Raw genomic sequence first — 24,926 nt, forward strand, 5'->3', positions numbered from 1 at the left:
CTGCTCAGAGCCCCTAAACAAGGCGCCCCAGCTGCGAATTCTGGTAACCTTCGATAATTTCGACATCCACCAGCCTGCCGACCAGCGAAATGTCACCGTCAAAGTTCACGATCCGGTTATAAGTAGTTCTGCCGAAAACCTGGCCGGTGCGCTTGCTTGCCCCTTCGACCAGAACCTCCTGCACCGTGCCGACCAGCGCCTCGCTGTACCGGCGGGTGATCTTCTTCTGGATCGCCATCAAGCGATCCAGCCGCTCGACCTTCATGTCGTACGGCAGGTCCCCATCGAAGTCGGCCGCAGCTGTCCCTGGCCGCTGCGAATACAGGAATGAAAAGATGTCCGAGTATCCGGTCTCTTCAACCAGTGACAGGGTTTCGGTAAAATCCTCTTCGGTCTCGCCAGGAAAACCGACAATAATGTCGGAGGTAATGGCGATATCGGGCCGGACGCTCCGCAGATCAGCCACCTTTTCCATATACTCCGGCCGGGTATAGCCCCGGTTCATCCTGGCAAGGACGGCACTGCTCCCGGCCTGGGCAGGGAGATGGATATGTGCGCACAGCTTCGGCAACTCGGCAAAGCAGTCGATCAGCGGCCTGGTGATATCCTTTGGATGCGAAGTAGTGAAACGGATCCGCTCGATGCCGTCGATTGCAGCCACCATCCGGAGCAGCCCGGCGAAATCCGGCTGGCCGGGATCGTTCAAACCGTATGAGTTGACGTTCTGGCCGAGCAGTGTGACCTCTTTGACACCGTTGGCGGCCATCAGGCGAATCTCGGCGACAATATCTGCGGAACGGCGGCTGATCTCTCTCCCCCGGACATATGGGACGATGCAGTATGAGCAGTAGTTGTCGCACCCCTGCATTACGGTCACAAACCGGGTAACCCCCCCAGAGCGGTCATCAACGGGAAAGAGCCCCATTCTGGTCTCGTTGTCGATGAAATCGACCTCTGCAAGCCGCCGGCCCTCCTCGGCGGCCAGGACGATCTGGGGAATCCGGTGCAGGTTATGCGTACCAAAAACCAGGTCAAGATAAGGAATCTTTTCCAGCAGCCGCTCCCCTTCCTGCTGGGCCACGCATCCCCCGACCCCGAACAGCAGGGCCGGTTTTTTTCTCTTGAGCGGCCTGAGGTTCTCCAGTTGCCGGTAAACCCGCTCCTCGGCCTTTGCCCTGACAGTGCAGGTGTTCAGGATGATAAGATCGGCAGCAGCGGATTCTTCGGTAAGCTCATAACCGACTCCAGCCAGCAGTGATGCTATCTTCTCAGAATCGCTCACATTCATCTGGCAACCGAATGTTTGCAGATACAGGAACTTCGGACTTTCCATGTTCGCCTCATTAAATTTTCGCTCTGGTATGCGATAGTACGCAATCTCACCCTTTGCCGTCAATAGCGTTTGCCGATTCTCAGGCACAACCGCTGCCGGTACGGTACAGGCCCATTCTTGCTGTTGCTTTTGAGCACTATTTGTATTACTATGCTCAGCCATTGCCAAATGGCATTAATCCCACCTAACATACAAGGAGTCATCCCCGAAATGCTCGGCATAATGCGTAAATACAAGGAATCAGTCGTAATCAAGGTGGTCTTTGTCATCATTGTAGCCTCTTTTGTCGGCACCATCTTTCTGGTCTGGGGCGAAGGCGGCTCCAACAGTGGCCCCAAGGCCTACGCCGCCAAGGTTAACGGGGGAAAGATCTCCCTGGAACAGTACCAGCGCTCCTATTATCAGCTGAGAGGGATCTACGAGCAGCTTTCCGGTAAATCACTCACTCCTGATCAGGAAAAACAGCTGGGGATAAAAAAAGCGGCTCTCGATAAACTGGTTGATTCCCTTCTGATCAGCCAGGAAGCCAGGAAAATGGGGATCAAGGTCACCAAAGACGAGATCGTGGCCGCGGTTGCCGCAGTGCCGGCCTTCCAGAAAGACGGGGCATTTGATTTCAAACTGTATCAGCAGACTCTCAAGTCCAACCGGCTTACGCCGCAGGAGTTCGAAGACGGCCAGGAAGAGGACCTGATGATCAAGAAAGCCCGCCAGAAGATCACCGATAAGGCTCAGGTTTCTGATGACGAGGCGCTGGCGGCCTATAAAAAGAGAAATGACAAGGTTGACCTGCAGTTCGTATCCTTTTCCCCTGCCGACGTCCGGGGCGAAGTCAAACTGACCGAGCAGGATCTGACTGCCTATCTCCAGGCACACCAGGAGCAGTTCAAGACCCCGGAGCAGATCAGCATCTCCTACCTGCTGGTCGATCCGGCTAAATTCACCGGCAAGGTAACGGTAACCGACGAAGAGGTTCAGACCTATTACCAGCGCAACATCGACCGTTTTCAGGGAAAAGGCGGCATCCTCCCTTTTGCTGAGGTAAAAGACCAGGCCAAGGCCGATGCAATCAAGGCAAAGGCCGCCAAGCAGGCTTATGAAGCAACCGCTGATGCCCTTAACAAGAATCTCAAGGGAGCGGATCTTGCTGCGGCAGCCAAGGGCCTCGGCGTGTCCATAAGCGAAACGCCGCTCTTTACCGCCGTAGCTCCCCCGGCCCAGCTGGCCGGCGAAGCGGAACTGGTCAAGCGCTCGTTCATGACCAAGCAGGGTGAGTTCGGGGGCCCGGTTGAAACGAAAAAGGGAATCTATATCGTCAAGGTCAAGGAACGCAAACCAGCGGCAGTACCACCACTGGCCCAGATAAAATCGCAGGTCGAAGCCCGCGCCGCCATCGACAAGGCGCAGGAACTGGCCAAGAAAAAGGCCGAAGAAGCACTGGCCGCCTTTGGTAAAAACAGTGTACCGGCCAAGGCCCAGGACTCCGGCCCGTTCGGTTTCTCCGAAAAGAGCCCGCTGGTGCCGAAAATAGGGGCATCGCCTGAGGTCATGCAGGCCGCTTTCGATCTCACTACCCAGGCTCCGGCAGCAAAAACCGTGTTCAAGATCAACGATCGCTGGTATGCAATCAAACTCAAGAACCGTATCGCTGCAGACACCGCCTCTTTCCAGCAGACCAAGGAAGAGCTGAAGAAGGAACTGCTTCCCAAGAAGCAGCAGGATGCCATCGCAGCCTGGGTCAAGGAGCTGAGGGCAAAGGCCAAGATCGACATCAACGCTGCTCTGATTACCGAGTAACGGCAACCGTTTTCAAATAATATACAGGAGTCTTTACATGGCCAAACCAATCCTGCAGACCGATTTCCCTGATCTCAAGCTTGCCGGCCGCGGCAAGGTCCGGGATATCTATGACATGGGCGAGGCATTGCTCATCGTGACCTCCGACAGGATCTCCGCCTTTGATGTCATCATGAATGAGGGGATTCCGGATAAAGGGTATGTCCTCACCCAGATCTCCGCCTTCTGGTTTCGCCAGATGGAGGAGATCATCCCCAACCATATCATCTCCACCGAGGTGAAGGATTTCCCGGCCGCATGCCGGAAATACGCCGAGCAGCTGGAAGGGCGCTCCATGCTGGTCAAGAAGGCCAAGCCCCTCCCTGCCGAATGCATTGTCCGCGGCTATCTCTCCGGTTCGGGATGGAAAGATTACAAGGCCACCGGCTCGGTGTGCGGCATAAAGCTGCCGGAAGGGCTGCTCGAATCATCCAAGCTACCGGAGCCGATCTTTACCCCTTCCACCAAGGCCGAGCTGGGAACCCACGACGAAAACATCACCTTCGAGCAGATGGTGGCAATGTGCGGGCGCGAGCTGGCCGAAAAGGTCCGTGACGTCACCATCAAGATCTACTGCAAGGCGCGCGATATCGCCGACAGCAAAGGAATCATCATTGCCGATACCAAGTTCGAGTACGGCATCTATAACAACGAGCTGATCATCATCGACGAATGCATGACCCCTGATTCGAGCCGGTTCTGGCCCAAGGACGGCTACAAGCCTGGCGGGGCGCAGCCGTCATTCGACAAGCAGTTCCTGCGCGACTACCTGGAGACCCTGGACTGGGACAAGACCGCGCCGGCGCCCGACCTGCCGGAAGAGATCTATCGAAAGACCGGGGAAAAGTATATGGAGGCGCTGGTCAGGCTTACCGGCAAAGGCAAGTAGATCTGATTATCAAATATAAAAAAGCCCCGGTTTCTCATTGCAGAAACCGGGGCTTTTTGCGTTCTGATTTCGGGATCAAGGCTATCAGATTCTCAGGTCCACCAACCCTCCAGAAGAAGATCCTGGCAAGGAACCTTCCGAAGCAGCCCCCGGCTGAGCCTCGCTCCTGGTAACGGTAGTGGTGGTGCCGCCGGCAACATAGGAACGCCCGCACTCTGGACAGATACTGTAATGGATCGTCACTGCCTGCGAAACCACTTTCCGCCCCTGCTCTCCCGCCTTTGCCTGCTCATTGTTGACATGCTCCAGCTCATGGGCGCGAACCGCAGATTCAGCAGCTCCGGGAGAAAGCCTGGTGGGGGACTGGAAAGAAACCGTGGGATCGTTCGACCGGTCCACGTATTTACGGTTCTTGCAGGTCTGGCACTCCTGGGGACCGGCGGCCGAACTGTTGGCGCTTACCCCGTCCGACGAGACTGCACTGTTTCCGTTGCTATTTACTGAAAGCGCCTTTGCTTCCGGCGAGATATTGACCAGATAGGCAGGAGTGGAGACAGGGGGACCGGGCAGGTAGCTGCTCTGCGGGTATTGCTGCGGGTAGGCAACCTGAGTTTGCCGTTGAACTGCAGAATTTGTGATCCCGTCAAGAGCCATCCCGATCCAAGAACGAAAACGGTCAGTTATAGTGGGATCATTATAACAATCTTAACAAGCTATTCCAACAATTATCCGATCGCTTCCAGACGCCGGAAATACTCTTCCCGGCACCAGTTCTCCACCTCGATCATGGCGCGGAACGCCTCGCCGAAATCCCTCCTGCCGATGGTAAAGACCCCGTGACCATACACCAATGCCCGGCCAGGCCCGTCAATGACCGGCGGCACCCGCTTGGCAAGCCCCCCGGCGCCGATCTCGCCGGCAACCACCGGCATCCCCCCCATGATCCTGACCTTGTCGCAGTCCCGCCAGCAGTCGGTGACGCTGCACCCCTGCTCCTCGCAGACCATGCTCATCACCACCGCGAATTTCGGGTGGCCATGGAGAATCGTCAGGGCACTACCGGTCTCGTAGATTCGCCGGTGGGCGACCAGTTCGCTGGAAGCGGTAATTCCGGTGGTGGAGGTATTCAGAAACGGCACCGGATCGATGCACCCCGCCAGTTCGTCCAGGCTGGAGGCGGTCTGGGAGATGTAGATGATCTCGCCGTTGCGGCAGGAGATATTGCCGAAGAACGAGTCCACCAGCCCCCGCTCCACGGTGTACCGCCCGACCCTCGCCATCTCGTCGAGGATCGCGCCATGATCGGTCAGCGGACCATCGCGAAAAGCCAGCCCCTCGGCGGTAAGCGGTTTCAGCCAACCGGTGCGGAACTCCCGGAACGCCTCGGCCTCCCCCTGAAGCCGGAAACCTTCGGCAAGCAGATCCTCCAGGTATTTGACAAAGGTTGAGTGAAAGACCGACGAATAGTTGATAAAGGCCTGCTCGACGGTCAGGGCGCCGGTGGCGATGATGCCGACACCCTCGACCACCACCCCTTTCCTGCTCCCGAGGATCGCGGCGATTCTCCCGGCCGGGTCCCCCTGCTCAAGTTCCGCTCGCCGGATAAACGGGATATCGTGGAGAAAGGTGCGCGTCTCGGTGTCGCGCGGCACGATAGCGGTATCGCCGGCCGCGGACCGGGCCACCAGGAAATCGGCAAACGGCAGGGCAGGCGTTGCCGCCACCAGGGCGAGACAGTTGAGCCTGGTCAGAACCGCCCCGGCAAGTCGCGCCAGTTCGATTTCCCCGTCAACGATCACGACATCGTCCTTGGCGCTAAAGGCGATCCGCCCCGGCAGTGCCGAGCGGTCTGCCAGCAGCTTGGCGGTATACTTGGCGATCTGGTCGATCATGGCTGTTGCTCCAGCCAGCTGCTGTCCGCAAAGGTTCCCTCAGGCGTAAGGCCGCGGATCCGGTAGTACTTCTGCAACTCTTCCTCGAACCGGTCCCGGTCCACCGGCGGAATTTCGATCCCCTCGCCGCTCGAACCGGGTTCGGTAAAGAACCGCGCCGGCAAAAAATCGTCGCTTACGGTAAAGCCGTTGGCACAGTTGTAATAACGTTCGGTCAGGCAGATCCGGTTGCCGATCTCTTTCAGCGCCTGGGGTGAATACTCCACACCGGTGGCGGCGCTCAAAAGCTCGCCATACTCCTCCAGCGTGGCGCCGAAAAATGAGAACTTGCAGGCCACCAGCGAATCGACCGCGGCATTGGTGTCCTCGGCGATCTTGATGATCCGCGCCTTGCCCGAGAACGAGAACCGGTCCGTCGGCACCGGTTTGCGCAGGATCTCGTGGGAGATCGGATAGGCGCGCAGATGGCAACCCCCCCCGGTTGCTGGTGCAGTATGCCAGGGCCATGCCGTAGGCCCCCCTGGGATCGTATGCCGGCAACTCCAGGGACTTGACGCTCATAGATAGTTCGGGGCGGCCGTACTGTTCGGCAAGCCGCCGCGACCCCAGGGAGAGGAGTTCACCGTCGCCCTGGCGATAAGCGGTCGCTTCCAGCAGGCGGGACAGCTCCCCGGCTTCGGGGAAACGCCCAGTCGCCTCGCCCCATGCGGCCAGGGTAGCGGCAGCCGAGATCGTATCCATCCCCAGCTCGTTGCAGAGCGTGTTCGACCGGACAATGGCCGCCAGATCGGCAATGCCGTTCAGTCCGCCGAAATGCGAGACCGTCTCGTATTCGGGAAGATGCTCTCCTTGTGGGGTGCTTTTTTTTGCACTGGATCGGGCAGCCGTAGCAGCCGTCCTTCTTTGCCTGGAAATCGCGCTTGATGGCCGGGCCCGAATAGTTATCAGACGCGGCAAACACGGTCTTGCGGAAGTTCTCGGTCGGGGCCATCCGGCGCTGCCGCATCAGGTCCACCAGCGCCGGGGTGCCGAACTCGGCGATCCCGAGTTCGCCGAAAATTACCGGTGATGCCCGGAAGAGCCGCATCACATCCGCCCGGGCATGTTCGAACCGGGCCGGATCAGCCAGCGGAGTCCTGGCATCGGCATCGACGGCTATCGCCTTCAGACCCTTGGCCCCCATCACCGCGCCGAGACCGCCGCGACCGACCGAGTTCCCTTCCCCCATCATGATATTGGCGAAGAGCACGCCGTTCTCACCGGCCGGGCCGATCGCTGCCACGCTGCCGCGCCCGCTGAGAAGCGATACGGTCTCTTTGACACGCTTCCCCCAGAGGTCGCCGGCCGGCAACAGTTCGGCAGTCTCTCCTGTTATTGACAGGACCGTTGGCGTAGCGCTGCGGCCTATGATCCGGAGCGCATCTATTCCCGCCCCCTTCAGACGCCAGGCGAACCGCCCGCCTGCGGAACAGTCGTAGATGGTCCCGGTAAGGGGCGATCTCGACACCACGGCCAGCCGTGCCGCAGTCGGAGCCTGGGTGCCGCAGAGCGGCCCCACCGCAAAGATCAGCGGCATATCTGGATCAAACGTGTCGAGCCGGTACGCGCCACGCATCAGCCTGACCCCGAGCCCCCGTCCGCCGAGATACTCGTGCAGGAAATGCTCGGGGATATTCGAGCGCCAGATCCGGCCCGAGGTCAGATCGACATTAAGTATTTTCCCGGTCCAGCCGTGCATAATCCTCACGTATGCTTCTCGTTACAAGCAGTGGTTTCATTCGCGATCGCTACGAACATTATTTGTACATGATTTGCGAAACAGGGGCAAGCATTGTGAGGCATTCTCACGGGAAGGGTAACCAAACGCCAGGGACCGCAGATGCAGGCAACCCGATCAGCACGCATCTAAAACAGTGGGGGTGCTATCCTCGAGGGTGGGTCATTTTTCAACGCCGATGACATTCGGCCTCCCGGCTTGATTTGTACCAATATGTATTATAAGATAATATTATATTGGCAGTGCCGGAGGTTGCATCATGCAAAAAAATACCAGCGTATCACTTGGCCCACACTACGAAAAATTCATATCCAATCAGGTTGCCCAAGGCCGTTTCGGTTCGGCAAGCGAAACGATCCGGGCCGGGCTCCGACTATTGGAAGAACGGGAAACCAAATTATCCTTGTTACGCCGAGCTCTCATTGAAGGTGAAGAAAGCGGCACGGCTGATTACTCTCTTAAAAGTTTAATTGATCAGCTCGACAACGAAGGCATCGATTGATGCCCGGTTTCACACTATCTAACAAGGCCCTGGCCGATTTTTAAAGATATTGGTCGCTACACTCAAGAACATTGGGGGCGCGAACAGCGTGACCTGTATCTCAGAATGTTGGATGCGTCCTTTCAGCAACTGGCTGCCAATCCGCTCAAAGGCAAGGATTGCAGTGATATTCGGGATGGCTATCGAAAATTGAATGCTGGCAGTCACGTCATTTTTTATCGGCAACAGTCAATCGATTCGATAGAGATAGTCCGCGTTCTACATGGTCGTATGGACATTGAGACCCGGCTTTCAGTGCCGTAATCCGGTTCATATTCCCGTCTCAAATTTCTCTTCTGAGTAATCTGGTTTTCCCGAATCTATTTCTTCTTTATTCCCGACGGTAATGAGGCGTAGTGGTGTAGTGGAGCGTCAGCGGAACGATAACCGTCTGCCGCCGATGGTTGGGCAGCTGTTTTAGGTCGGGGGTGTATGAGAAACGAAATCAATGCTGAATAACTTTCCCTTCAATGTACAAAGTATCTGCACTCAAATCAGCTTCATTGTCCCATTCAACGAAATATCCTCCGTTGTGAATACTCCGGAAAATCTCGATATTTTTAAGCCCTGCGAATGCTTCGCATCCGAGAAGCGGTTTGACATCGTGCCGGCGCTCTGCGCCGTCATCAAAGGCGATTTCTAGAGTCCAGTCATCATTAGCTCTGACAGCATTTATTTTTCTCATTATTCCAGTCCTTTAATCTTAAAAACGGTTTCTCCGGAGACTGCGAGTTGCCAATCAGCAAATAAGTCATCCCGGTGAATTTCAATCTATGCTTCCACAAGCTTCTGCTTCGGCGTTGGTAGCGATCCGTCAAGTATCCTGCCATCCTCAATGGCAAAGACTGCAACTTCTCCTTGATACTCAGCGTGGATATGGGGCAGGTTGTGCTGGTGATTGTCGCGATAGAACATCCTGATAATAACACCAAAGAACATTGAAATTGTTGGCATTTTGTTCCCTTTTGAATAAGAGCACGCTGAGAACTGACCGGCATAATTTTGGGCCGGTCCTCATCTCACAGTGAATTTAGAAGAAACTAGAAACACTTTCCGGTTTTTATTATGACCCGGCAGACCATCATGCCCTCAGAGCAGCTCCTTCGCCCCTTGCCGCTCCAGCTCCTCCACCACCTTCTTCACCTCCTGGGCGCGGTCGAGCGGGCAGACCAGCAGGGCGTCGTCGGTGTTGACTACTGCCAGTCCGTTTACCCCCACCAGCGCCACCATCTTGCCGTTGCCGTTGACCAGGCAGTCGGTGGCGTCAACGGCGATCAAGCGGGTGTCGTTCATGGCCACGTTGTTGTTGCCGTCGCTATCGAGCAGGTCCGGCAGGGCGCTCCAGCTCCCGACATCGCTCCAGCCGAACTCTGCCGGCAGCACCTCGACCTTTTCGGACTTCTCCATGATACCGTAATCGATCGACTCGCTCGCAATCTGCCCGTAAATGGCCTCGATCTGCGGCTTCAGGTCCCGAAGCTCCCAGATCTCCGCGCCGAATTCTAGAGAGTCCAATTCCCTGAACAGTGCCGGCATATGGATTGATATCTCCTCCAGGATGGTATCGGCCCGCCAAAGAAACATGCCGCTGTTCCAGTAGAAATTGCCCGACTCCAGGTACTCCAGCGCCTTTTCGAGGTTCGGCTTTTCCACGAAGCGCCGTACCGGATAGGGACCGGCGCCGCGGTACGATCTGTCCGCCTCTATATAGCCGTAACCGGTCTCGGGCCGGGTCGGGGTCATGCCCAGAGTTACCAGATAACCGTTGTTGGCGGTCTCCACTCCCGCTCGCAGAGCGCCCCGGAAACTCTCCTCGTCCGCGATGAAGTGGTCGGCAGGGAGTACCGCCATTACCCCCTGCGGATCGTGCCGGGCGATGACCGCTGCGGCCAACCCTATTGCCGGCGCCGTATTGCGCCCGACCGGCTCGGCAATGACGTCCAGCGGCACCCCGGTCACGAATGCCAGCTGTGCAGCGGTTGCGGACGCCTGTTCCGCGTTGGTCACCACCAGGATCCGCTTCGGTTGCAGCGGCAGCACCCGGTCGATGGTCCTCTGCAGCATCGACCGGCCACCGAAGACCGACATGAGCTGCTTGGGGGTCCTTTTGCGGGATAACGGCCAGAAACGGGTGCCGGAACCTCCGGCCAGTATGACGACGTACATGAATCCTCCGGATAAGATGCCGTAAAGCCGGCAGATGCAGGCAAAGGCAGTTCGGGATCAATTGGCCTGGTCTAAAGTCAGGATTTTGGGCATGGAGAAGGTGAAGGTCGTGCCTTCGGGCTCTATGCTGGTAAAGGAGATCTTTCCACGCAGATATTTTTCGCCGAACAGCTTCACGCTGTATGTTCCCATCCCGCGTCCGGTCCCTTCCTTGGTGCTGAACGAACGCCGGAACAGCTGCAGTTGAATGTCGCGGGGGATGAGACCCGGATTGTGTACCGAAAATATCACCTCGCTGTCGACATCGGCACACGACAGGGTTACTACCCCTCCCCTGGGGGTCGATTCCAGGGCGTTTTTCACCAGGTTGCCGAGTATCCGCCGCAAGATCTGCTGATCGGTGATCAGGTGACATGTGCAGACCTCGCCAAGCTGCATGATGCGGCCTTCCGCAACATCATGGCTGGAATAAAGGGCATGCAGTTCGTCGAGCAGTTCAGTGACCGCAACTGCACCCAATTCCGGCTTGAATTCGCCGCGCTCGGCAGACATCAGCCTCCGCTGGTGCAGAACCTCGTCGATGAGCCTCTTGGACAGATCAAGAATCCAGCGCCGGTACTCCTGTTCCTGCTCCGGCTCAAGCACTCGAACTGCGCTGTTGAGCAGCTCCGCGATCCCGTGGATTCCGCCGACCGTATTCATGACATCGTGGAAAAAGAGGCGTTCCAGCACGCTGCGCCGCTTCTCCGCACTTATGTCTCTCATTACAAAAAGGGTGATCGGCAGTTCGTCGATCTCGGCATAACTTGCCGTTACCTCGACATCGAGCTGCCGTTCCTCGGCATCACCCAGCATTATCTGGCATTCCCGGACATACTGTTCCTTGCTCTCCCGGCAGAGGAGTATCGCCCTGAGGGCGCCGCAGACCGAGCAGTGCATGCCGGCCCCGCAACCGTGCGGGCTCTCCTTGGCAAACAGGCAACCGAGTGCTTCACCGATCCGCTGACCGGCAACACGATCACTGTCGGCCCCGAACATGCTCATCAGCTTGGCATTCGCCATGATCAGGCGGCGATCGGAATCCAGGATCGTGGCCGGGTCGGGAATGGCGTCGAGCAGCACCCTCAACACCTTGCTGGTCGGTTCGCTGAACCGCTGCAGTTTCATTAATGTCGCGTCATTCGCCATTTGCACCCTTCCCGCTGCGATACTGCTTGATCCCTTTGTCAAAACTCTGCTCGATCAGGTTACGCTCGCTCTTCCCGCTGTAGTAATCCTTGAGAATCGGAATCAGCCAGGCGGCCAGGGCAGCCAAGACAACCAGAAACACCGCTACGGAAAGGATTTTCCTGAGCCGGCGTCTCGCCAGCTCTTCCGGGAGCAGAGGCACGTCTTCCGGAAGCGGTCTGCTCTGATTGCCGTTTAACTGCTGAATCTGCTGAAGCTGTTCGAGGGAGATGAACCTGATGATGTTCTCCCGGTCGCGTTCGTCAATGAAGTAGAATTGCATGGCAGTATAGTAGAAAGGCTCTACCGAGGAGCTGCTGATCACCGGGGCGGTCCAGACCACCTCAGCCACCACCTCCAGGATGTTGGGCTTGGAAAACGGTATGAAGAACTGCAGCGCCAGCCGGTCGCCGACCTGGAATGGCTGCGGCAGCTTGAGTCTGATGCCGTTACCGCTGATATTGGCGGCCAGGGGCTGCAGTTTGACCTTTAAAGATTCGCGCATCTGCTGGAATCGGGAGAGCTGATCCTGGGTCAGCGGCTTCATCATCGGTACCGCCTCGTTGAGCTCGCTCCAGTGCCATGCCCGAAACAGCCGGGCATCCTCCCACTGCTCCCGGATTTCGCGGCCGGACAGCGATCGGCATGACTGCCACGCCATCGGCAGGTAGGTTGCAATGCGAAAGAAATTCCGGCGCTCATAGATGAGCACCTCGCTGATCAGCCTGAGAGGGACAACCCTCCGGCTGCTTTCCGCAACCACGATTGCGCGGCAGCAGAGACCCGCCCCCTCCTTGCCGGTCACGAGGAGGAAAATCGTCCCGACCTCGATCTTCATCTCCTGGGGCAGGATGTCGCGGGAAAGACGAAGCTGGAGATAATCCTGCTCCATCTCGATGATTATCCCCCACTCGCGGAATATGGTCCCGTTTGCCAGGGGGATATCGATCCCGACCCTCCCCCCGACCTGATAATACTGGGAGTAATCAATTACCGGTTTTGCTTCCATATTCTCCCTTGCCGGATCAAAAGATGACAATCTGCCGCCAGGAAACTACAGCGCCCCCTCAGACTCGCACCGGTTGAAATCGTCCTGGAACCGGATGATGTCGTCCTCTCCCAGATACTCGCCGCTTTGCACTTCAATGATGACCAGCGGTATCATCCCCGGATTTTCCAGTCGATGGCTTTCTCCGATCGGGATGAAGGTCGATTCGTTTATGTTTACGGAGAACTCCTTTTCCCCGCAGGTGACTTTTGCCGTTCCGGAAACCACGATCCAGTGCTCGCTCCTGTGGTGGTGCATCTGCAGAGAGAGCCGTTTGCCCGGCAGCACTTCTATCCGTTTGATCTTGTAGCTCTTATTCTCTTCCAGAACCGTGTAGTTGCCCCAGGGTCTTTCACCACGTTCCATATCTATTATCCCTTCCTCTGTTTTAGGTATTGTTTCAGCGCTTCCTGCCATGGTTGCGGCGTAAAACCGGTATCAGCGGCCAGTTTCCCGCAATCGAGGGTGGAATAGAGAGGCCGGCGGGCAGGCCGGTTCAGCTTGTCCGTGGTAAGCGGGTTCAGGCGGATCGAGATCCCGGATTCCGCAAAGATTGCCCCCGCAAAATCGTTCCAGGAACAGAAGCCGCTGTTGGCGGCATGGTATGTTCCCCGGCAGTCGCGCTCGATCAGCGCCCGGATGGCAGCGGCTAGGTCTGCGGTCCAGGTGGGGGAACCGATCTGGTCGGTGACCACGGCCAGTTCGTCCTTATCTGCCGCCAGCTTCAGCATGGTCTCGACAAAGTTCTTGCCGTGCAATCCATAGAGCCATTGGGTCCTTACTATCAGGTGGTCGGGGTTGAACCTGGCATTCAGCTCGCCGGCCAGCTTGGACTCGCCATAGACGGAAAGCGGCCCGGTGGGATCGTCTTCCAGGTACGGCGAACCTTTAGCGCCGTCAAAGACGTAATCGGTACTCACCTGCACCAGCTTGGCCCCCACGCCGCGGGTTGCCATGGCCAACATGGCCACACCTTCGCCATTCACCTGCATGGCCAGTTCCGTGTTGCTTTCGCAGCCGTCCACGTCGGTATACGCGGCGGAATTCACCACAATGCGCGGCCGGAACCGGTCAATAGCCGCCTGGATCGACTCGAACGAGGTGATATCGATATCGGGGAGATCGATCCCCTGCACCTCGCCCGGAAGCTGCTTCAGCAGATCCTGGCCAAGCATGCCGTTGGCGCCCACAACTAAAATCATTCTCTATCTCTCCCCGTACTGTTTCTCGTAATATTCCCGGTAGCCGCCGGAGGTGACATGCTCGACCCACTCCTGATTGGCCAGATACCAGTCAATAGTCTCGGCGATCCCCTTCTCGAAGGTGTAGGACGGTTCCCACCCCAGTTCCCGCCGCATCTTCGACGCATCGATGGCATAGCGCCGGTCATGACCCGGCCGGTCTTTCACAAAGGTAATCAATTTGCGGTTCTCGCCAGGTTGCCGCCCGAGTTTTCCGTCCAGCAGGTCGCAGACGAGGTTCACGATATCGATGTTCTTCCACTCGTTGTTGCCGCCGATGTTGAAGACTTGTCCCGGCTTCCCCCCTTTGAGAACCGTCTCGATGGCAATCGAATGGTCCTTCACATGCAGCCAGTCGCGGACGTTCAGCCCGTCGCCGTATACCGGCAACGGCCGGCGGCCGATGATATTGCTGATCATCAGCGGAATCAGTTTCTCCGGGAAATGGTACGGCCCGTAATTGTTGGAACAGCGGGTGTTGAGCGTCGGCATCCCGAAAGTTTCGTAATAGGCCCTTACCAGAAGGTCAGCACCGGCCTTGCTGGCAGAGTAAGGAGAGTTTGCGGCCAGCGGCGTTTCTTCGGTGAAAAAGCCGGTATCTCCCAGGCTTCCGTACACCTCGTCCGTGGATACCTGCAGAAAGCGGAATGCCGGCACGACCCCTGCCTGCCAATGTCGGCGCGACTCTTCCAGCAGTACCTGGGTACCCAGGACATTGGTCCGGACAAAGATCTCCGGCCCGGTAATGGAACGATCCACATGGGATTCGGCGGCAAAATGAACCACCGCGTCGATCCTGAATTCAGCCAGCAACCTGCTCACCAGGCCGGCGTCGCCGATATCCCCCCGCACGAAGCGATAATCCGGATTCTCTTCCACCCCCTTCAGGTTTTCCAGGTTGCCGGCATAGGTCAGGATATCCAGGTTCACCACCCGGCACCCGGGGTTGCGGGAGATAAACGAGTGGATGAAGTTGGAGCCGATGAAACCGGCCCCGCCGGTCACAAGGACCGATTGGGGCGCAAACTGCTCAGGCATTGTCATTCTCCTTGTTCAGAATACCTTTACTTTACCAAGCCCGCCGATTCCCGCAAGGGCAAAGTTTACGAGGATTTCACGGTTATCGGGCCGGTCCCGGTACGAAAGAGCAATACTCCAGCACTGATGGCGGTACTCCACGGCAAAATACTTTTCCAGAAAGTCCCGCCGGTCGAAGGAATAACGGCCGGTGTACTGAAATACCAGGGGAGGCAGGAGATTAACGGTCAGGTTTCCTTCCAGGTAATCAAGGGCCCCGGCAATTCTCCGGTAACCTATCCCCGCTTCATTCCCCTTGCCGTCGTTCAAGGTTGCCGCAACGGCAGAGCCGGTAACCTCGGCACGATAGGGGGAAAAACGGCTGTCGGTTTCTATTGCCAGCATCTTTAAGGGACGGACAACCGCTTCGAGCCTGATATCGGTGAACCGGCGGTGCTCATCCGCGGGGTTGAGCAACTCCCGCCGCCCGCCGCTCAGCTGGTAGCCCTGACTGAGACGGAGATTGACCAGTTCCAGGTATTCGGCCCCGGTAGGGGTATCGAAGCGGCCGGTGACCGAGTTGGCCAGCGACCAGGAGACCAGGTTCTGGCCGATTACCCGGTCGTCGTAATCGAAAAACGGCAGGTTACCCTGGTCTTTTTCCTGGACAAAGGAGTAATCCAGAGACGGGGTGATGATATGCCTGATCCTCTTCAGCTCTTTTCCCTGCGCCTCGTACAGCCGGGAAAAGCTTGCCGCCCCACTGGCGCCTGCAACAGCCAGACCGGATTCCTTTTCCCCTTCCCCCTGCCCGGCAGACGCATGGTAGAACCGCTGCCGGTACCCGCCCCAGCCGGACAGCGCCAACCCTTCCGGCAGGTCGGCATAGTAGGCGACCGACGGCTGAACCGCAAACCGCTGGCCGATAACCCCCTCCCGGCGGTAGAAGTTGGTCAACCGGCTGTCGATCCCGGCAAAAAGCGGCAGCGCGCCCAGCCGCCGGCTGATGCCGGTCAGGGTCAGCTCGGGAAGCCGCTGCAGGGTGCGCTGGTTCTCGGTGCTGTCAAGGTCGTTGAGAATCCTGGTCTCTCCGGCAAGATACCAGGACTGCCAGCGCTTGGTCATTGACAGCGACGAATCCAGCGCCTGCCGGTTGTAATCGCCGCTAGCCTCGGAAAAATCGCGGAAAAACGACCGGTCGGACGCCAGATGGAGATCGACGTTGACATCGGTGCCGGAAGCGACCCCCTCCTTGATGCGGGCCCCGATCTCGGCCCGCTCCCTGGACAGTACGGTATCGTAGATGGTATATGCGATAACGTCCCCATGGCTGCCCCCTCTCCCGAGCCACGCCGCCTGCACCCCGGTCCCGACCCCTCTTTTGATCTGGAAATCCAGATCAAAGAGCGCTTCGGCGCTGGGAGAAACAGCCCAGTAGAACGGGAAGTCGGCGTAAAACCCCTTTTTGGTGGAGCTGCCGAGCCTTGGGAAGAGAAACCCTGACTGGCGTTCCCGCTTGACCGGAAACAACAGGTAAGGGGTATAGAATACCGGGATCTCAGCAACGGAAAAGACGACGTCGCGCCCTGAAGCCAGCCCTTCGACGGTCAGATCGAGCTCTCCGGCAGTGAACTTCCAGGAGGGGGGGTCGCTATCGCAGGAGGTAAAGGAACCGTTCGCCATCCGGTACTGGTCGTCCCCGGTCTTCTCGATCAGGGCGCCCTTGACCCTCAGGTTCCCTTCGGTGGTCCTGAGCGTGCCGTTCGTGGCCGAGCCCAGCCTCGAATCGAGCCCGATCTTCAGGGTGTCCGCCGTGAGGATATCGTCGGCCCTGATCAGTATGACCCTGCCGCTGGCAAGGGCCGAACGGAGCTTGTCGCTGTACTCGACCCGGTCGGCAAACATGGTGTAATTCTGCCAGTCGATCTTGACCTTCCCGCTGGCATTGAGGGTTTCCCCAGACTGCTCCTGGACAATGGAGTCAGCGGCAATCGTCACCTGGTCGAGGATTGATTCGGCGGCACCGGACAGCGGGAACAGGCAACAGGCCAACAATGCCGATATCGACCGTAGCAAAGAAGCGCGCACCATCACCCCCGCACCAGTTCGCACGGTTTGCCGAGCAGGAACGCCCTGGCCTCCCCCACGGTAAAAAGCGATCCGCACACGAGCACCAGATCATCCGGCCCTGCGGCGGCCAGCGCCGCCTGCACCCCTTCGGCAACGGTGCCGGCTACAGTGCATTCCATGCCGATCCGTTGCACGGCCGCAGCAAGTTCCCCAGCCGGCATGGCGCGTTCCAGCGCCGGCGCAACACAAAAGACCTCTGCAGCATGGGGGAGCAGCGGAGCGAGTATGGCAGCGACATCCTTATCCTGCATTACCCCGATCACCATGATGATCCGTTTCCCCGGGAATTCGGCCAGCGCTTCGGCGAGCACCCGGCTGCCGCCGGGGTTATGCGCGCCGTCAAGCATCAGATCCGGCGCAGTCGCGAACAGTTCCAGCCGTCCCGGCCAGGAAGTGGTGGATAGCCCGAGCCGGCAGGCTGCGGCATCGGCAACAAAACCGGAGTCGGCTAACAGTTCGGCGGCACAGAGGGCGCATGAGGCGTTCGCGGCCTGGTGCCGGCCATGAAGGGCCGGTTTCAGGCCGGTGATGCTGCCGCGGACCCCCCAGTAATCGAGAAAGTCATCACGCCAGATTGCGGTAAATTCGCGGCCGGCAACATGGAGCGGGCTTGATCCGGCAGCGGCATACTGCTCAATAACCGCCATGGCTGCCTCGTCCTGGCCGGCACAGACAACCGGGCGGCCGGGGCGGATAATACCGGCCTTTTCCCGGGCGATTGCCGCCAGGCTGCTGCCAAGATACTCGCAATGGTCGAGGCTGATCGGGGTTATGATCGAGACCAGGGGATCGGTGATATTGGTCGAATCGAACCGCCCCCCCATGCCGGCCTCCATGATGGCAATGTCGATATGCTGTTCCGAGAAATATTGCAGCGCCATGGCAGTGACGATCTCGAAAAAAGTGGTCCGGGGGGGCGCGGCAGCCATAACCATGGCAGTGAGCCTGACCACATCGTCTTCAGGGATTTCCGCGCCGTTGATCCTGATCCGCTCGGTAAAACTGATGAGATGTGGTGAGGTGAAAAGCCCGACCCGGTAGCCTGCCGTCGACAGGATAGAAGAGAGAAAGGCCGCAGTAGACCCCTTGCCGTTAGTCCCGGCAACGGATACCGTCCGGATTTTCCGGTGTGGATTGCCTAACTTGGACAGCAGGCTTGATATTCGTTCCAGCCCCGGCTTGATGCCGAAACGTGCCAGTCCGTAGATCTGCTCAAGAGTTTCCTGATAAGTCATCGCAGGCGGATTATAGGGAAATAGGGGGGGAAAGTCGAGGATTTTGGGCGTAGCGCAAGCTGTAGACAGGGAAAACCTCCGAGATCCCGAAGACCCCGGAGGTTTAGCCGGTTTACGCCTTAGGCCGGTAAAGCATTGACAGTATGCTGGCAACCTTCCGGCGCATATCCTTGCGCTCCACAATGATGTCCACCATGCCATGGTCGAGCAGATACTCCGCTCGCTGGAACCCTTCCGGCAGTTTCTGCCGAATGGTCTGCTCGATTACCCTGGGCCCGGCAAAGCCGACCAGGGCCCTGGGTTCGGCAATGTTGATATCGCCGAGCATGGCGAAACTTGCCGTAACGCCGCCGGTGGTCGGATCAGTGAGGATGGACAGGAACGGCAGCCCCTTTGCCTTCAGCCTGGCCAGGGCCGCCGAGGTCTTGGCCATCTGCATGAGAGAGAGGATACTTTCCTGCATCCTTGCTCCACCTGACGCGGAGACAACGATGACCGGGGTATGGTTCTTCACGCCGCGCTCAATGGATCGGGTGATCTTCTCCCCGACCACGCTCCCCATGCTCCCTCCCATGAACGAGAAGTCGAACACCGATATATCCACCGGTATCCCTTCGATCTTCCCTTCCCCGCAGATTACGGCATCCTTGGAACCACCCTTGGCAAGTGCGACGTCGATCCGGTCCTGATAGCTCTTGGAATCCTTGAACTCGAGAAAATCCACCGACACCATGCCGGCGTCATGCTCCCGGAAACTCCCCTCGTCCAGCAGGATATCCAGCCTTTTGCGGGCAGAGACCCGGAAATGAAAGGAGCATTTCGGGCAGACATTGAGATTGTTCTCGATCTCTTTCGAGATGATCACCTCGCCGCAGTTTGAACATTTGGTCCAGAGACCTTCAGGAACTTTTACCGTTTTTTTCATCAGCAGGCGCAGCCTGACCTTTCGATTTTCTGAACCAAGCCATGATTATTTCTCCTCTATTTAAGGCATAGTCAATTTATTTAGTCTGGTTAAACGCGCTAGATAACAGAATTTGGTTGCCGAGTCAAGAAAAGCCTGCCAACCTTCAGCTCATCCCCTGTTTCAGCGCTGCCACGTTCTCAGCAAGCCGTTGTTCGAGAGCAACGCCATGAAACTGCTCGAACAGCTTGACCAGAGCGCTCCCTACCACAACACCGTCAGCGATTTCGGCGATCTGGGCCGCCTGATCCGGGGTCGAGACCCCGAAACCGACCACTACCGGGAGTTTCGTGCGTGTTCTTATCTCGGCAACACGATCCGCAACCGAGGTTTCCACCTGCTTCCGGGCACCGGTTACCCCGGTCACCGAGACGTAATACAGAAATCCGCTTCCGAGTGCCAGAACCTTCTTCATCCTCTGGCCGTCCGAAGTTGGGGTCAGCAGAAATATGGCGGTTATCCCGGCAGCAGCGGCAATCGATCTGAAACCGGCGGACTCCTCGGGCGGCAGGTCAACAAGGAGCACCCCGTCAACCCCTGCCTTGGCTGCATCCGCGACAAAACGCTCCGGGCCGTATTGCAAGATCGGGTTGTAATACCCCATCAGCACCAACGGGACCTCGGTTTTACGCCGGACATTTTCCACCAGTGCCAGAATCCCGGCCAGCGTTGTGCCGCTAGCAAGCGCCCGCTCCGATGACAGCTGGATGGTAGGGCCGTCGGCCATCGGGTCGGAAAAAGGGACACCCAGTTCGATTATGTCGGCTCCGGAGTTTTCCAGCAACGGGATCAGCCGGGCCGTGGTTTCAAGGTCAGGGTCTCCGGCTGTGATGAATGTAACCAGTGCCTTCTGCCCCTCCTTTTTCAGTCGCTTGAACGTTTCAGAAATTCGCCCCATGAATCAACCCCCAACTCTTCTTGCATTAAAAAACCCCGGCCAGGAACAGTACCGGGGTATTTCGACCGGTGGCGCAGTATAGCAGCATTCCACCCGGCAATCAATCATTGCCCTTAGTTGATTATTAAACCACCTTGTACGCGCTCATCTCCTGCTGGAACACCTCGGACTGGTCCGCAAGCCCGGTGACCGCCTCCTCCAGCACTCTGGTCGCATCCATCGTAATCTGGGTCGACTGCTGGATATCCTTGACCGCATGGACGATCTGTTCACTGCCGCGGCGCTGCTCATCGGTCGACTGTTTGATCTGCTGGATCATACCGGTGATATTCTCCGTAGCCTGGGCGATAAAGTTGCCGACCTTGGCCTGTTCCCTGGTGGAGCGCCTGACCTCGTTGGTCAGCCCCTTCATCTTCTCCACCGCGGACATGATCATGTCGCTCCCTTTACCCTGCTCCGAAGTGGCCTTGGCAATCTGGGTAACCATTTCCGAGACCTGCTCCATGGCATCGCGGATCATCTGGCTCCCCTTAGACTGCTCCACAGTTGCCTTGGCGATCTCTTCCATCCTTTCGGTCGACTTCTGGACCCCGATGACGATTTTGTTGAGCGCCTCACCCGACTGCTGGGAAAGCATTTCCCCTTTGTGGATGCTCTTTTCCGCAAGCTCGATGGAATCGACGGCCCGGCGGGTCTCGTCCTGAACCCCCTTGATGACCTGGGAGATCTCCCTGGTTGAGCTGCTGGTACGTTCGGACAGCTCCTTGATCTCGTCAGCAACCACCGCAAACCCCTTGCCGTAGGAACCGGCCTGGGCTGCAATAATGGCGGCGTTGAGCGCCAGGAGGTTGGTCTGTTCCGCAACCTCGTCGATAACGAGCAGGATCTTGCCGATATCCTCTGCCTTTGAATATAGAGACTCGATCGCATCGGAAGTGATTCGCGCCGCACGCCGGATTTCGTTGATCCCCAGAATGGTCGCGTCCACTGAGCTTTTGCCCGACTCCGCATCATTACGGACTTCATTGGAGATGACCACCGTATCCAGGGCGTTCTTCTCGACCTGTTTGATGGAACTGTCCATTTCGGCTATGGAACAAGCCGTGGTAGTGGATGCGTCCATGAGCTTTGAAACATTGCCGCCGATCTGCTTTACCGACGCAGCCATCTGCACGATCGAGGAGCTGACCTCTTCGACCGACATCGCCAGCGTTTCCACGTTCAGGGCAACCTCTTCGATGCTTGCCGCCATTTCGAGGATCGACGAAGAGCTTTCCGAAGCCGATCCCGAGAGTTTGTCCACGTTCTCGCCCACCCTCTGGACCGAATTGCTGATCTCGATAACCGCATTCGAGGTCTCGCGAACGCCGTTTGCCTGAACCCGGGCGGCACTGCTCACCTGCCGGGAGGCATCGGTGATCTTGTTGGAGATGTTGTGCAACTCACCGGTGGAACGATTGATATTGAGCACCATTTCACAGAGCCGTTCGACCATGGTGTTGAAATCGCTGCTCAACTTGCCCAGCTCGTCTCCGGAGTCGATCGCGACCCTGACGGAAAGATCCCCTTCCGAACTGCGATCCAGCGCATACCCCATTTTTTTGATCCGGGAAACGATATATTTCGTGATCAGAACCCCTAAAAGGATTGCGACACACACAGCCACAACAATCGCTACCAGGAACATGAACGGCGCGATGCGCTGAATCCTGTTGATCTCGGTGTTGGCCTGGGTGATAAGCGTTCCGACCGCAACCATCAGGTCGTCCACCCTTTCCTTGGACTTGTCGGAAGCGTCTTTCAGGTCGGTCTCGACCAGTGAATGCAGTTTTTCATTGGAAAGGACATCAGCAGCAGAGGCGGCCAGGAGCTTCCCCTTCAATGCGATGACCTCTTCGGCAAGCGTTTCGAACTTCTCCCAGCTCTGCAACGCTTCCATGGTGCGCTGTTCGATCACGCCACCCTTGGGAGCCGGCTTGATTCCCAGCTTCTTGTTCCCTTTGAGGATCACCTCGCACTGACTGCGAAACAGATCCCTTTTCATCCGGTAGTCTTCGGAATACTCCTCGAACCGCACCGAGTCTTTATGGACAAATGCCGCCTGCATCAGAAAAACCCGGCACTCTTTCTGGGTAACACCCATGAGCAGCACGATCTTTTGCTGACTGGCCAGGTTCTGCAGCATGTCCTGGATCCGGTCTCCGATCCCCTTCATGCTGATGGCGCCGAAAATCCCGGTAATGCCGACAATCAGCGCCATGATCATGAACGAGCCGATCAGCCTCTTGCCGAGCTTGACATTATTTAGCATAGACGAAATCCCCTGCTGTAATCAGACAGTTGTCCTATTTGGAAGCCTCTGTGAGCATCCAGTTCATCAGGTCGACACAGGCCTTTACCTCTTGCTTGTTCATGTTGGAATCCGGCTTGCGCATCATCTTAACGCCATAGGCCCTGGTGGCGCTCCGATCGAACGGCTGCCCGGAAATCGGGGCAACGCCGGTGGTGATCGAGACCACGGTGCGCTCCATGGTATGGCACTTGATGCATTTGACCTTCATGATTTCCCAGTTGGGCCTGAACTGGGCCGGGAAACCCGAAGGGTCAAAGGTAAGCCTGTCCCCTTTTCCCAGAGTCTTTAGGGCGGCATGACCCTGGGTTGCCATCATCGTCAACAACAAGACCCAGACAAAAAATACTACTTTCATAACTCCTCCCGATTATTTTTAGAAACTGAATGACAAGCCGACATTGGCGACCTTGTTGTCGGCTATTGTCGGAGTCACATAATCTTCATACCGGTATTCGAGAACCAGGCGAATGTTCTGCAACGGCGAGTACGCCAGATAAGGCGCATAGACATGCCGTTCAGAGACATAGGTCTGATCGAACAGGTACTCGTATCTCATTGCAGCTATGACATTGGTGTCAAACATATATTCCGCCTCTGTGGAAACTGCAAGAGAATTGATATAACTCCTGGCCGAGCTGAAGAAAGGATTACTGTCCCTCCCCTTCACACCGCTCGCACGGAGCCGGAACTTCTGGTACAGCATCTCCAGATCAACGCCAAGCCGGTAATAATCGTTGAAATTCTCCCCGACACCGCCGACGATGTTGGCGTTACGGCCGGAATAGCCATATGCGGCAACCATTATGGAGAGGTAATCCCAGATACTGTCGCTGTCCAGGTCGATCATCGGTTCGTTGCCCAGGAAATCCGCACCGCCGATCTTGAATGACAGATGACCGTAACCCTCCTTATTCTTCTGACCGTTGCGATCCACAACGCCTGCAGCCATAAAGAGCCGCTTGGCAACGACGGCATTGAGTTCCAGGCCATCCTGGGGCGAATCAATGGTGAACGGAGAATTGCCGACCGTATATGCCTGAGTCGCGAAAGAGGAAACCGAAATCTTGTTGGAAGACTTCCAGAGGCTGAGCTTGGGCCGGAACCGGCCGATCTTGATGTTTAACGGGGTGTCCAGGGGATGCCGCCACGTCAGAAACAGTTCATTCAGTTCAGCCCCGTTGTTTTTAGGGACATTGGCGTTACTTGCCAGCGTATTGCCGGATGAAGGGTTGTAAACCCCTTCGCTGTACAGGGTGTATTTGGCAAAAAACCCGAACTTTTCACGGAAGTTGCCGCCGGCCTGCAGAACGAATGCGCGGGTTGAAAAGTCGAATTCGCCGTTGTTCGGCGCATCTTTGTTGTAACTGGCATTCAGAGTTGCCGTTGCCGAAAGGGGGAGTTGTTCCGGAATCGCGGCCAGCCAAAGCCCTTCATTCTTACCGCCTGGCCCACCACCTTCCTTGGACGCAGCAGATTCAGGGGTTTGCGTCTTCAGTTTTTCAAGAAGCGCCGGGTCGCCACCCCCGCCAAGGATTACCGGAGGCGCCGGTTTTTCAACCTGCATTTTGGTATGGGTGTAGACATAGCTGTTTTTCAGGAAAGCTTCGCCATATTCGTTGAGTTCAGGATATATTGTGTGGCAGGTAGTGCATTCCACCTTGTGCTGACGGCTGAACGCCGGTATTGCGTGGGCTGTTCCGGCATAAGACCAGAAAACCAGCATAGCGGTTGCGGCAAGCAACAGTTTTCTCATATTCCGCATATAACCCTCCTGATTGGATAACCGAACTCATACGCATGTTGCCGGCAGACAATCTCTTTTACTGCCGTTAAGATCCGTGGCAACCGTTGCATTTGTCCGGGCCCAACAAAATTGCTTCGTGGCACCCCCGGCAGACCTTGTGCGCCCATTCCCTGCCGAGCCCTTTGATCTTTCCACCCTTGCGGTCGTGGCAGGTCTTGCATTTAATGCCGCCATCAACATGCATTTTATGGCTGAAAACTACATTCCCTGTTTTTGCCGGGAAGGTAAGCTTATCCGGCATGTCATTGTCCGCCGCTGCTGCCGATGCAATAAAACCAAACAGCATCACTGGCAATACGATGCTTCGCATTGAGAATACCCCGTACGGAAAGATTGTCCACTGCATTAAAACCCGTATCGGAGCAACTCGGAAAAATTTTAATCCAACCTTCAGATTGATCCCGTTTTTTTTGCATTTTCCCGAATCAGCAGTACAATGAGGTCTTGTCAGTGTTCCCTGCCCGAAGACAGGGCAAAGCTACATTGTATGTTAACACAAACTAAAGTAATGAAAAGCCGCAGCCGATACCTTTCTTTCAAGAACCTCACTATAAATGCCTTGCGGCAACGACAAG

The 24,926-nt window shown here is 57.0% G+C and carries 23 protein-coding genes and 2 pseudogenes; 4 read left to right on the forward strand and 21 right to left on the reverse strand.

The window, feature by feature from the left end; all coding sequences use genetic code 11:
• Positions 1-13: 13 nt before the first annotated feature.
• Entirely contained in the window at positions 14-1,333 is a 1,320-nt protein-coding gene (miaB, locus tag OR1_RS03450; protein ID WP_041969948.1) for a tRNA (N6-isopentenyl adenosine(37)-C2)-methylthiotransferase MiaB, read from the reverse strand.
• A 210-nt stretch (positions 1,334-1,543) separates the two neighbouring features.
• On the opposite strand from miaB, the gene OR1_RS03455 reads away from it, so the two are divergent.
• Both OR1_RS03455 and OR1_RS03460 read left to right on the forward strand, forming a co-directional pair.
• Positions 1,544-3,130, forward strand: coding sequence for a SurA N-terminal domain-containing protein (locus OR1_RS03455; protein ID WP_041969949.1), 1,587 nt, complete (start codon positions 1,544-1,546; stop codon positions 3,128-3,130).
• A 37-nt stretch (positions 3,131-3,167) separates the two neighbouring features.
• Complete coding sequence (locus OR1_RS03460; RefSeq protein ID WP_041969950.1) at positions 3,168-4,058, forward strand: phosphoribosylaminoimidazolesuccinocarboxamide synthase; 891 nt, start codon at positions 3,168-3,170, stop codon at positions 4,056-4,058.
• 84 nt (positions 4,059-4,142) lie between these two features.
• Here the strand turns inward: OR1_RS03460 and OR1_RS03465 are convergent, their stop codons facing one another.
• The 4 genes and pseudogenes from OR1_RS03465 to OR1_RS03475 all read right to left on the reverse strand — a co-directional run.
• Entirely contained in the window at positions 4,143-4,712 is a 570-nt protein-coding gene (locus OR1_RS03465) for a hypothetical protein (protein ID WP_052440230.1), read from the reverse strand.
• Positions 4,713-4,783: 71 nt separating this feature from the next.
• Positions 4,784-5,950 carry a class II aldolase/adducin family protein gene (locus tag OR1_RS03470; RefSeq protein WP_041969951.1) on the reverse strand — a complete coding sequence of 389 codons (1,167 nt, stop codon included), beginning with the start codon at positions 5,948-5,950 and terminating at the stop codon, positions 4,784-4,786.
• A complete protein-coding gene (locus OR1_RS23195) occupies positions 5,947-6,372 on the reverse strand; it encodes an aldehyde ferredoxin oxidoreductase C-terminal domain-containing protein (protein WP_370543325.1) in 426 nt (141 codons plus the stop codon). Before OR1_RS23195 ends, OR1_RS03470 begins: the two co-directional genes overlap by 4 nt.
• A gap of 109 nt (positions 6,373-6,481) precedes the next feature.
• Positions 6,482-7,688: pseudogene (locus OR1_RS03475) on the reverse strand (aldehyde ferredoxin oxidoreductase N-terminal domain-containing protein); the annotation flags it as partial.
• Between the two features lie 298 nt (positions 7,689-7,986).
• Here OR1_RS03475 and OR1_RS03480 point away from each other — a divergent pair.
• Together OR1_RS03480 and OR1_RS23200 are read left to right on the forward strand one after the other, a co-directional pair.
• The gene (locus OR1_RS03480; RefSeq protein ID WP_041969952.1) at positions 7,987-8,229 is read left to right on the forward strand and encodes a type II toxin-antitoxin system ParD family antitoxin; all 243 of its coding nucleotides are present in this window, start codon (positions 7,987-7,989) and stop codon (positions 8,227-8,229) included.
• 93 nt (positions 8,230-8,322) lie between these two features.
• Positions 8,323-8,532: a type II toxin-antitoxin system RelE/ParE family toxin gene (locus tag OR1_RS23200; protein WP_370543326.1), complete on the forward strand. Its 210-nt coding sequence runs from the start codon at positions 8,323-8,325 to the stop codon at positions 8,530-8,532.
• A 181-nt stretch (positions 8,533-8,713) separates the two neighbouring features.
• Here OR1_RS23200 and OR1_RS03485 read toward each other — a convergent pair whose 3' ends face one another.
• From OR1_RS03485 to OR1_RS03560, 16 genes and pseudogenes are all read right to left on the reverse strand, one after another.
• A complete protein-coding gene (locus OR1_RS03485) occupies positions 8,714-8,953 on the reverse strand; it encodes a DUF2442 domain-containing protein (protein WP_041969954.1) in 240 nt (79 codons plus the stop codon).
• Between the two features lie 86 nt (positions 8,954-9,039).
• Positions 9,040-9,222, reverse strand: a complete 183-nt coding sequence (locus OR1_RS03490; protein ID WP_237754212.1) for a DUF4160 domain-containing protein — start codon at positions 9,220-9,222, stop codon at positions 9,040-9,042.
• A gap of 135 nt (positions 9,223-9,357) precedes the next feature.
• A complete protein-coding gene (locus OR1_RS03495) occupies positions 9,358-10,434 on the reverse strand; it encodes a mannose-1-phosphate guanylyltransferase (RefSeq protein ID WP_041969955.1) in 1,077 nt (358 codons plus the stop codon).
• 57 nt (positions 10,435-10,491) lie between these two features.
• Entirely contained in the window at positions 10,492-11,622 is a 1,131-nt protein-coding gene (locus OR1_RS03500; protein WP_041969956.1) for an ATP-binding protein, read from the reverse strand.
• A complete protein-coding gene (locus OR1_RS03505) occupies positions 11,612-12,670 on the reverse strand; it encodes a PilZ-like domain-containing protein (protein WP_041969958.1) in 1,059 nt (352 codons plus the stop codon). The genes OR1_RS03500 and OR1_RS03505 overlap by 11 nt, the downstream gene beginning before the upstream one ends.
• A 45-nt stretch (positions 12,671-12,715) precedes the next feature.
• On the reverse strand, positions 12,716-13,075 hold the full coding sequence (locus tag OR1_RS03510; RefSeq protein ID WP_041969960.1) for a cupin domain-containing protein: 360 nt from the start codon (positions 13,073-13,075) through the stop codon (positions 12,716-12,718).
• Between the two features lie 5 nt (positions 13,076-13,080).
• Positions 13,081-13,911: a dTDP-4-dehydrorhamnose reductase gene (rfbD, locus tag OR1_RS03515; RefSeq protein WP_041969961.1), complete on the reverse strand. Its 831-nt coding sequence runs from the start codon at positions 13,909-13,911 to the stop codon at positions 13,081-13,083.
• 3 nt (positions 13,912-13,914) lie between these two features.
• Positions 13,915-14,988 carry a dTDP-glucose 4,6-dehydratase gene (rfbB, locus tag OR1_RS03520; RefSeq protein WP_041969962.1) on the reverse strand — a complete coding sequence of 358 codons (1,074 nt, stop codon included), beginning with the start codon at positions 14,986-14,988 and terminating at the stop codon, positions 13,915-13,917.
• Positions 14,989-15,003: 15 nt separating this feature from the next.
• On the reverse strand, positions 15,004-17,043 hold the full coding sequence (locus tag OR1_RS03525; RefSeq protein ID WP_160295208.1) for an LPS-assembly protein LptD: 2,040 nt from the start codon (positions 17,041-17,043) through the stop codon (positions 15,004-15,006).
• Positions 17,044-17,057: 14 nt separating this feature from the next.
• Positions 17,058-18,332, reverse strand: a complete 1,275-nt coding sequence (locus tag OR1_RS03530; protein ID WP_041969963.1) for a folylpolyglutamate synthase/dihydrofolate synthase family protein — start codon at positions 18,330-18,332, stop codon at positions 17,058-17,060.
• A gap of 112 nt (positions 18,333-18,444) precedes the next feature.
• A pseudogene (gene accD / locus OR1_RS03535) lies at positions 18,445-19,300 on the reverse strand (acetyl-CoA carboxylase, carboxyltransferase subunit beta).
• 102 nt (positions 19,301-19,402) lie between these two features.
• Positions 19,403-20,194, reverse strand: coding sequence for a tryptophan synthase subunit alpha (gene trpA / locus OR1_RS03540; protein ID WP_041969966.1), 792 nt, complete (start codon positions 20,192-20,194; stop codon positions 19,403-19,405).
• A gap of 124 nt (positions 20,195-20,318) precedes the next feature.
• The gene (locus tag OR1_RS03545) at positions 20,319-22,505 is read right to left on the reverse strand and encodes a methyl-accepting chemotaxis protein (RefSeq protein ID WP_041969967.1); all 2,187 of its coding nucleotides are present in this window, start codon (positions 22,503-22,505) and stop codon (positions 20,319-20,321) included.
• Between the two features lie 34 nt (positions 22,506-22,539).
• Entirely contained in the window at positions 22,540-22,902 is a 363-nt protein-coding gene (locus OR1_RS03550) for a hypothetical protein (protein WP_041969968.1), read from the reverse strand.
• 18 nt (positions 22,903-22,920) lie between these two features.
• Positions 22,921-24,300 (reverse strand): hypothetical protein, encoded by a 1,380-nt coding sequence (locus OR1_RS03555; protein WP_041970068.1) that lies wholly within the window; start codon positions 24,298-24,300, stop codon positions 22,921-22,923.
• Between the two features lie 76 nt (positions 24,301-24,376).
• Positions 24,377-24,661, reverse strand: coding sequence for a cytochrome c3 family protein (locus OR1_RS03560; RefSeq protein WP_041969970.1), 285 nt, complete (start codon positions 24,659-24,661; stop codon positions 24,377-24,379).
• Positions 24,662-24,926: the final 265 nt, after the last annotated feature.

The organism is Geobacter sp. OR-1, from assembly GCF_000813145.1.
In the GTDB taxonomy this organism is placed as follows: Bacteria; Desulfobacterota; Desulfuromonadia; order Geobacterales; family DSM-12255; genus Geoanaerobacter.

Coding starts and splice junctions, on each gene's coding strand:
- miaB (WP_041969948.1), bottom strand. CDS start 1,333: ATGGAAAGTCCGAAGTTCCTGTATCTGCAAACATTCGGTTGCCAGATG.
- OR1_RS03455 (WP_041969949.1), top strand. CDS start 1,544: ATGCTCGGCATAATGCGTAAATACAAGGAATCAGTCGTAATCAAGGTG.
- OR1_RS03460 (WP_041969950.1), top strand. CDS start 3,168: ATGGCCAAACCAATCCTGCAGACCGATTTCCCTGATCTCAAGCTTGCC.
- OR1_RS03465 (WP_052440230.1), bottom strand. CDS start 4,712: ATGGCTCTTGACGGGATCACAAATTCTGCAGTTCAACGGCAAACTCAG.
- OR1_RS03470 (WP_041969951.1), bottom strand. CDS start 5,950: ATGATCGACCAGATCGCCAAGTATACCGCCAAGCTGCTGGCAGACCGC.
- OR1_RS03480 (WP_041969952.1), top strand. CDS start 7,987: ATGCAAAAAAATACCAGCGTATCACTTGGCCCACACTACGAAAAATTC.
- OR1_RS03485 (WP_041969954.1), bottom strand. CDS start 8,953: ATGAGAAAAATAAATGCTGTCAGAGCTAATGATGACTGGACTCTAGAA.
- OR1_RS03490 (WP_237754212.1), bottom strand. CDS start 9,222: ATGCCAACAATTTCAATGTTCTTTGGTGTTATTATCAGGATGTTCTAT.
- OR1_RS03495 (WP_041969955.1), bottom strand. CDS start 10,434: ATGTACGTCGTCATACTGGCCGGAGGTTCCGGCACCCGTTTCTGGCCG.
- OR1_RS03500 (WP_041969956.1), bottom strand. CDS start 11,622: ATGGCGAATGACGCGACATTAATGAAACTGCAGCGGTTCAGCGAACCG.
- OR1_RS03505 (WP_041969958.1), bottom strand. CDS start 12,670: ATGGAAGCAAAACCGGTAATTGATTACTCCCAGTATTATCAGGTCGGG.
- OR1_RS03510 (WP_041969960.1), bottom strand. CDS start 13,075: ATGGAACGTGGTGAAAGACCCTGGGGCAACTACACGGTTCTGGAAGAG.
- rfbD (WP_041969961.1), bottom strand. CDS start 13,911: ATGATTTTAGTTGTGGGCGCCAACGGCATGCTTGGCCAGGATCTGCTG.
- rfbB (WP_041969962.1), bottom strand. CDS start 14,988: ATGCCTGAGCAGTTTGCGCCCCAATCGGTCCTTGTGACCGGCGGGGCC.
- OR1_RS03530 (WP_041969963.1), bottom strand. CDS start 18,332: ATGACTTATCAGGAAACTCTTGAGCAGATCTACGGACTGGCACGTTTC.
- trpA (WP_041969966.1), bottom strand. CDS start 20,194: ATGGGGCGAATTTCTGAAACGTTCAAGCGACTGAAAAAGGAGGGGCAG.
- OR1_RS03545 (WP_041969967.1), bottom strand. CDS start 22,505: ATGCTAAATAATGTCAAGCTCGGCAAGAGGCTGATCGGCTCGTTCATG.
- OR1_RS03550 (WP_041969968.1), bottom strand. CDS start 22,902: ATGAAAGTAGTATTTTTTGTCTGGGTCTTGTTGTTGACGATGATGGCA.
- OR1_RS03555 (WP_041970068.1), bottom strand. CDS start 24,300: ATGAGAAAACTGTTGCTTGCCGCAACCGCTATGCTGGTTTTCTGGTCT.
- OR1_RS03560 (WP_041969970.1), bottom strand. CDS start 24,661: ATGCGAAGCATCGTATTGCCAGTGATGCTGTTTGGTTTTATTGCATCG.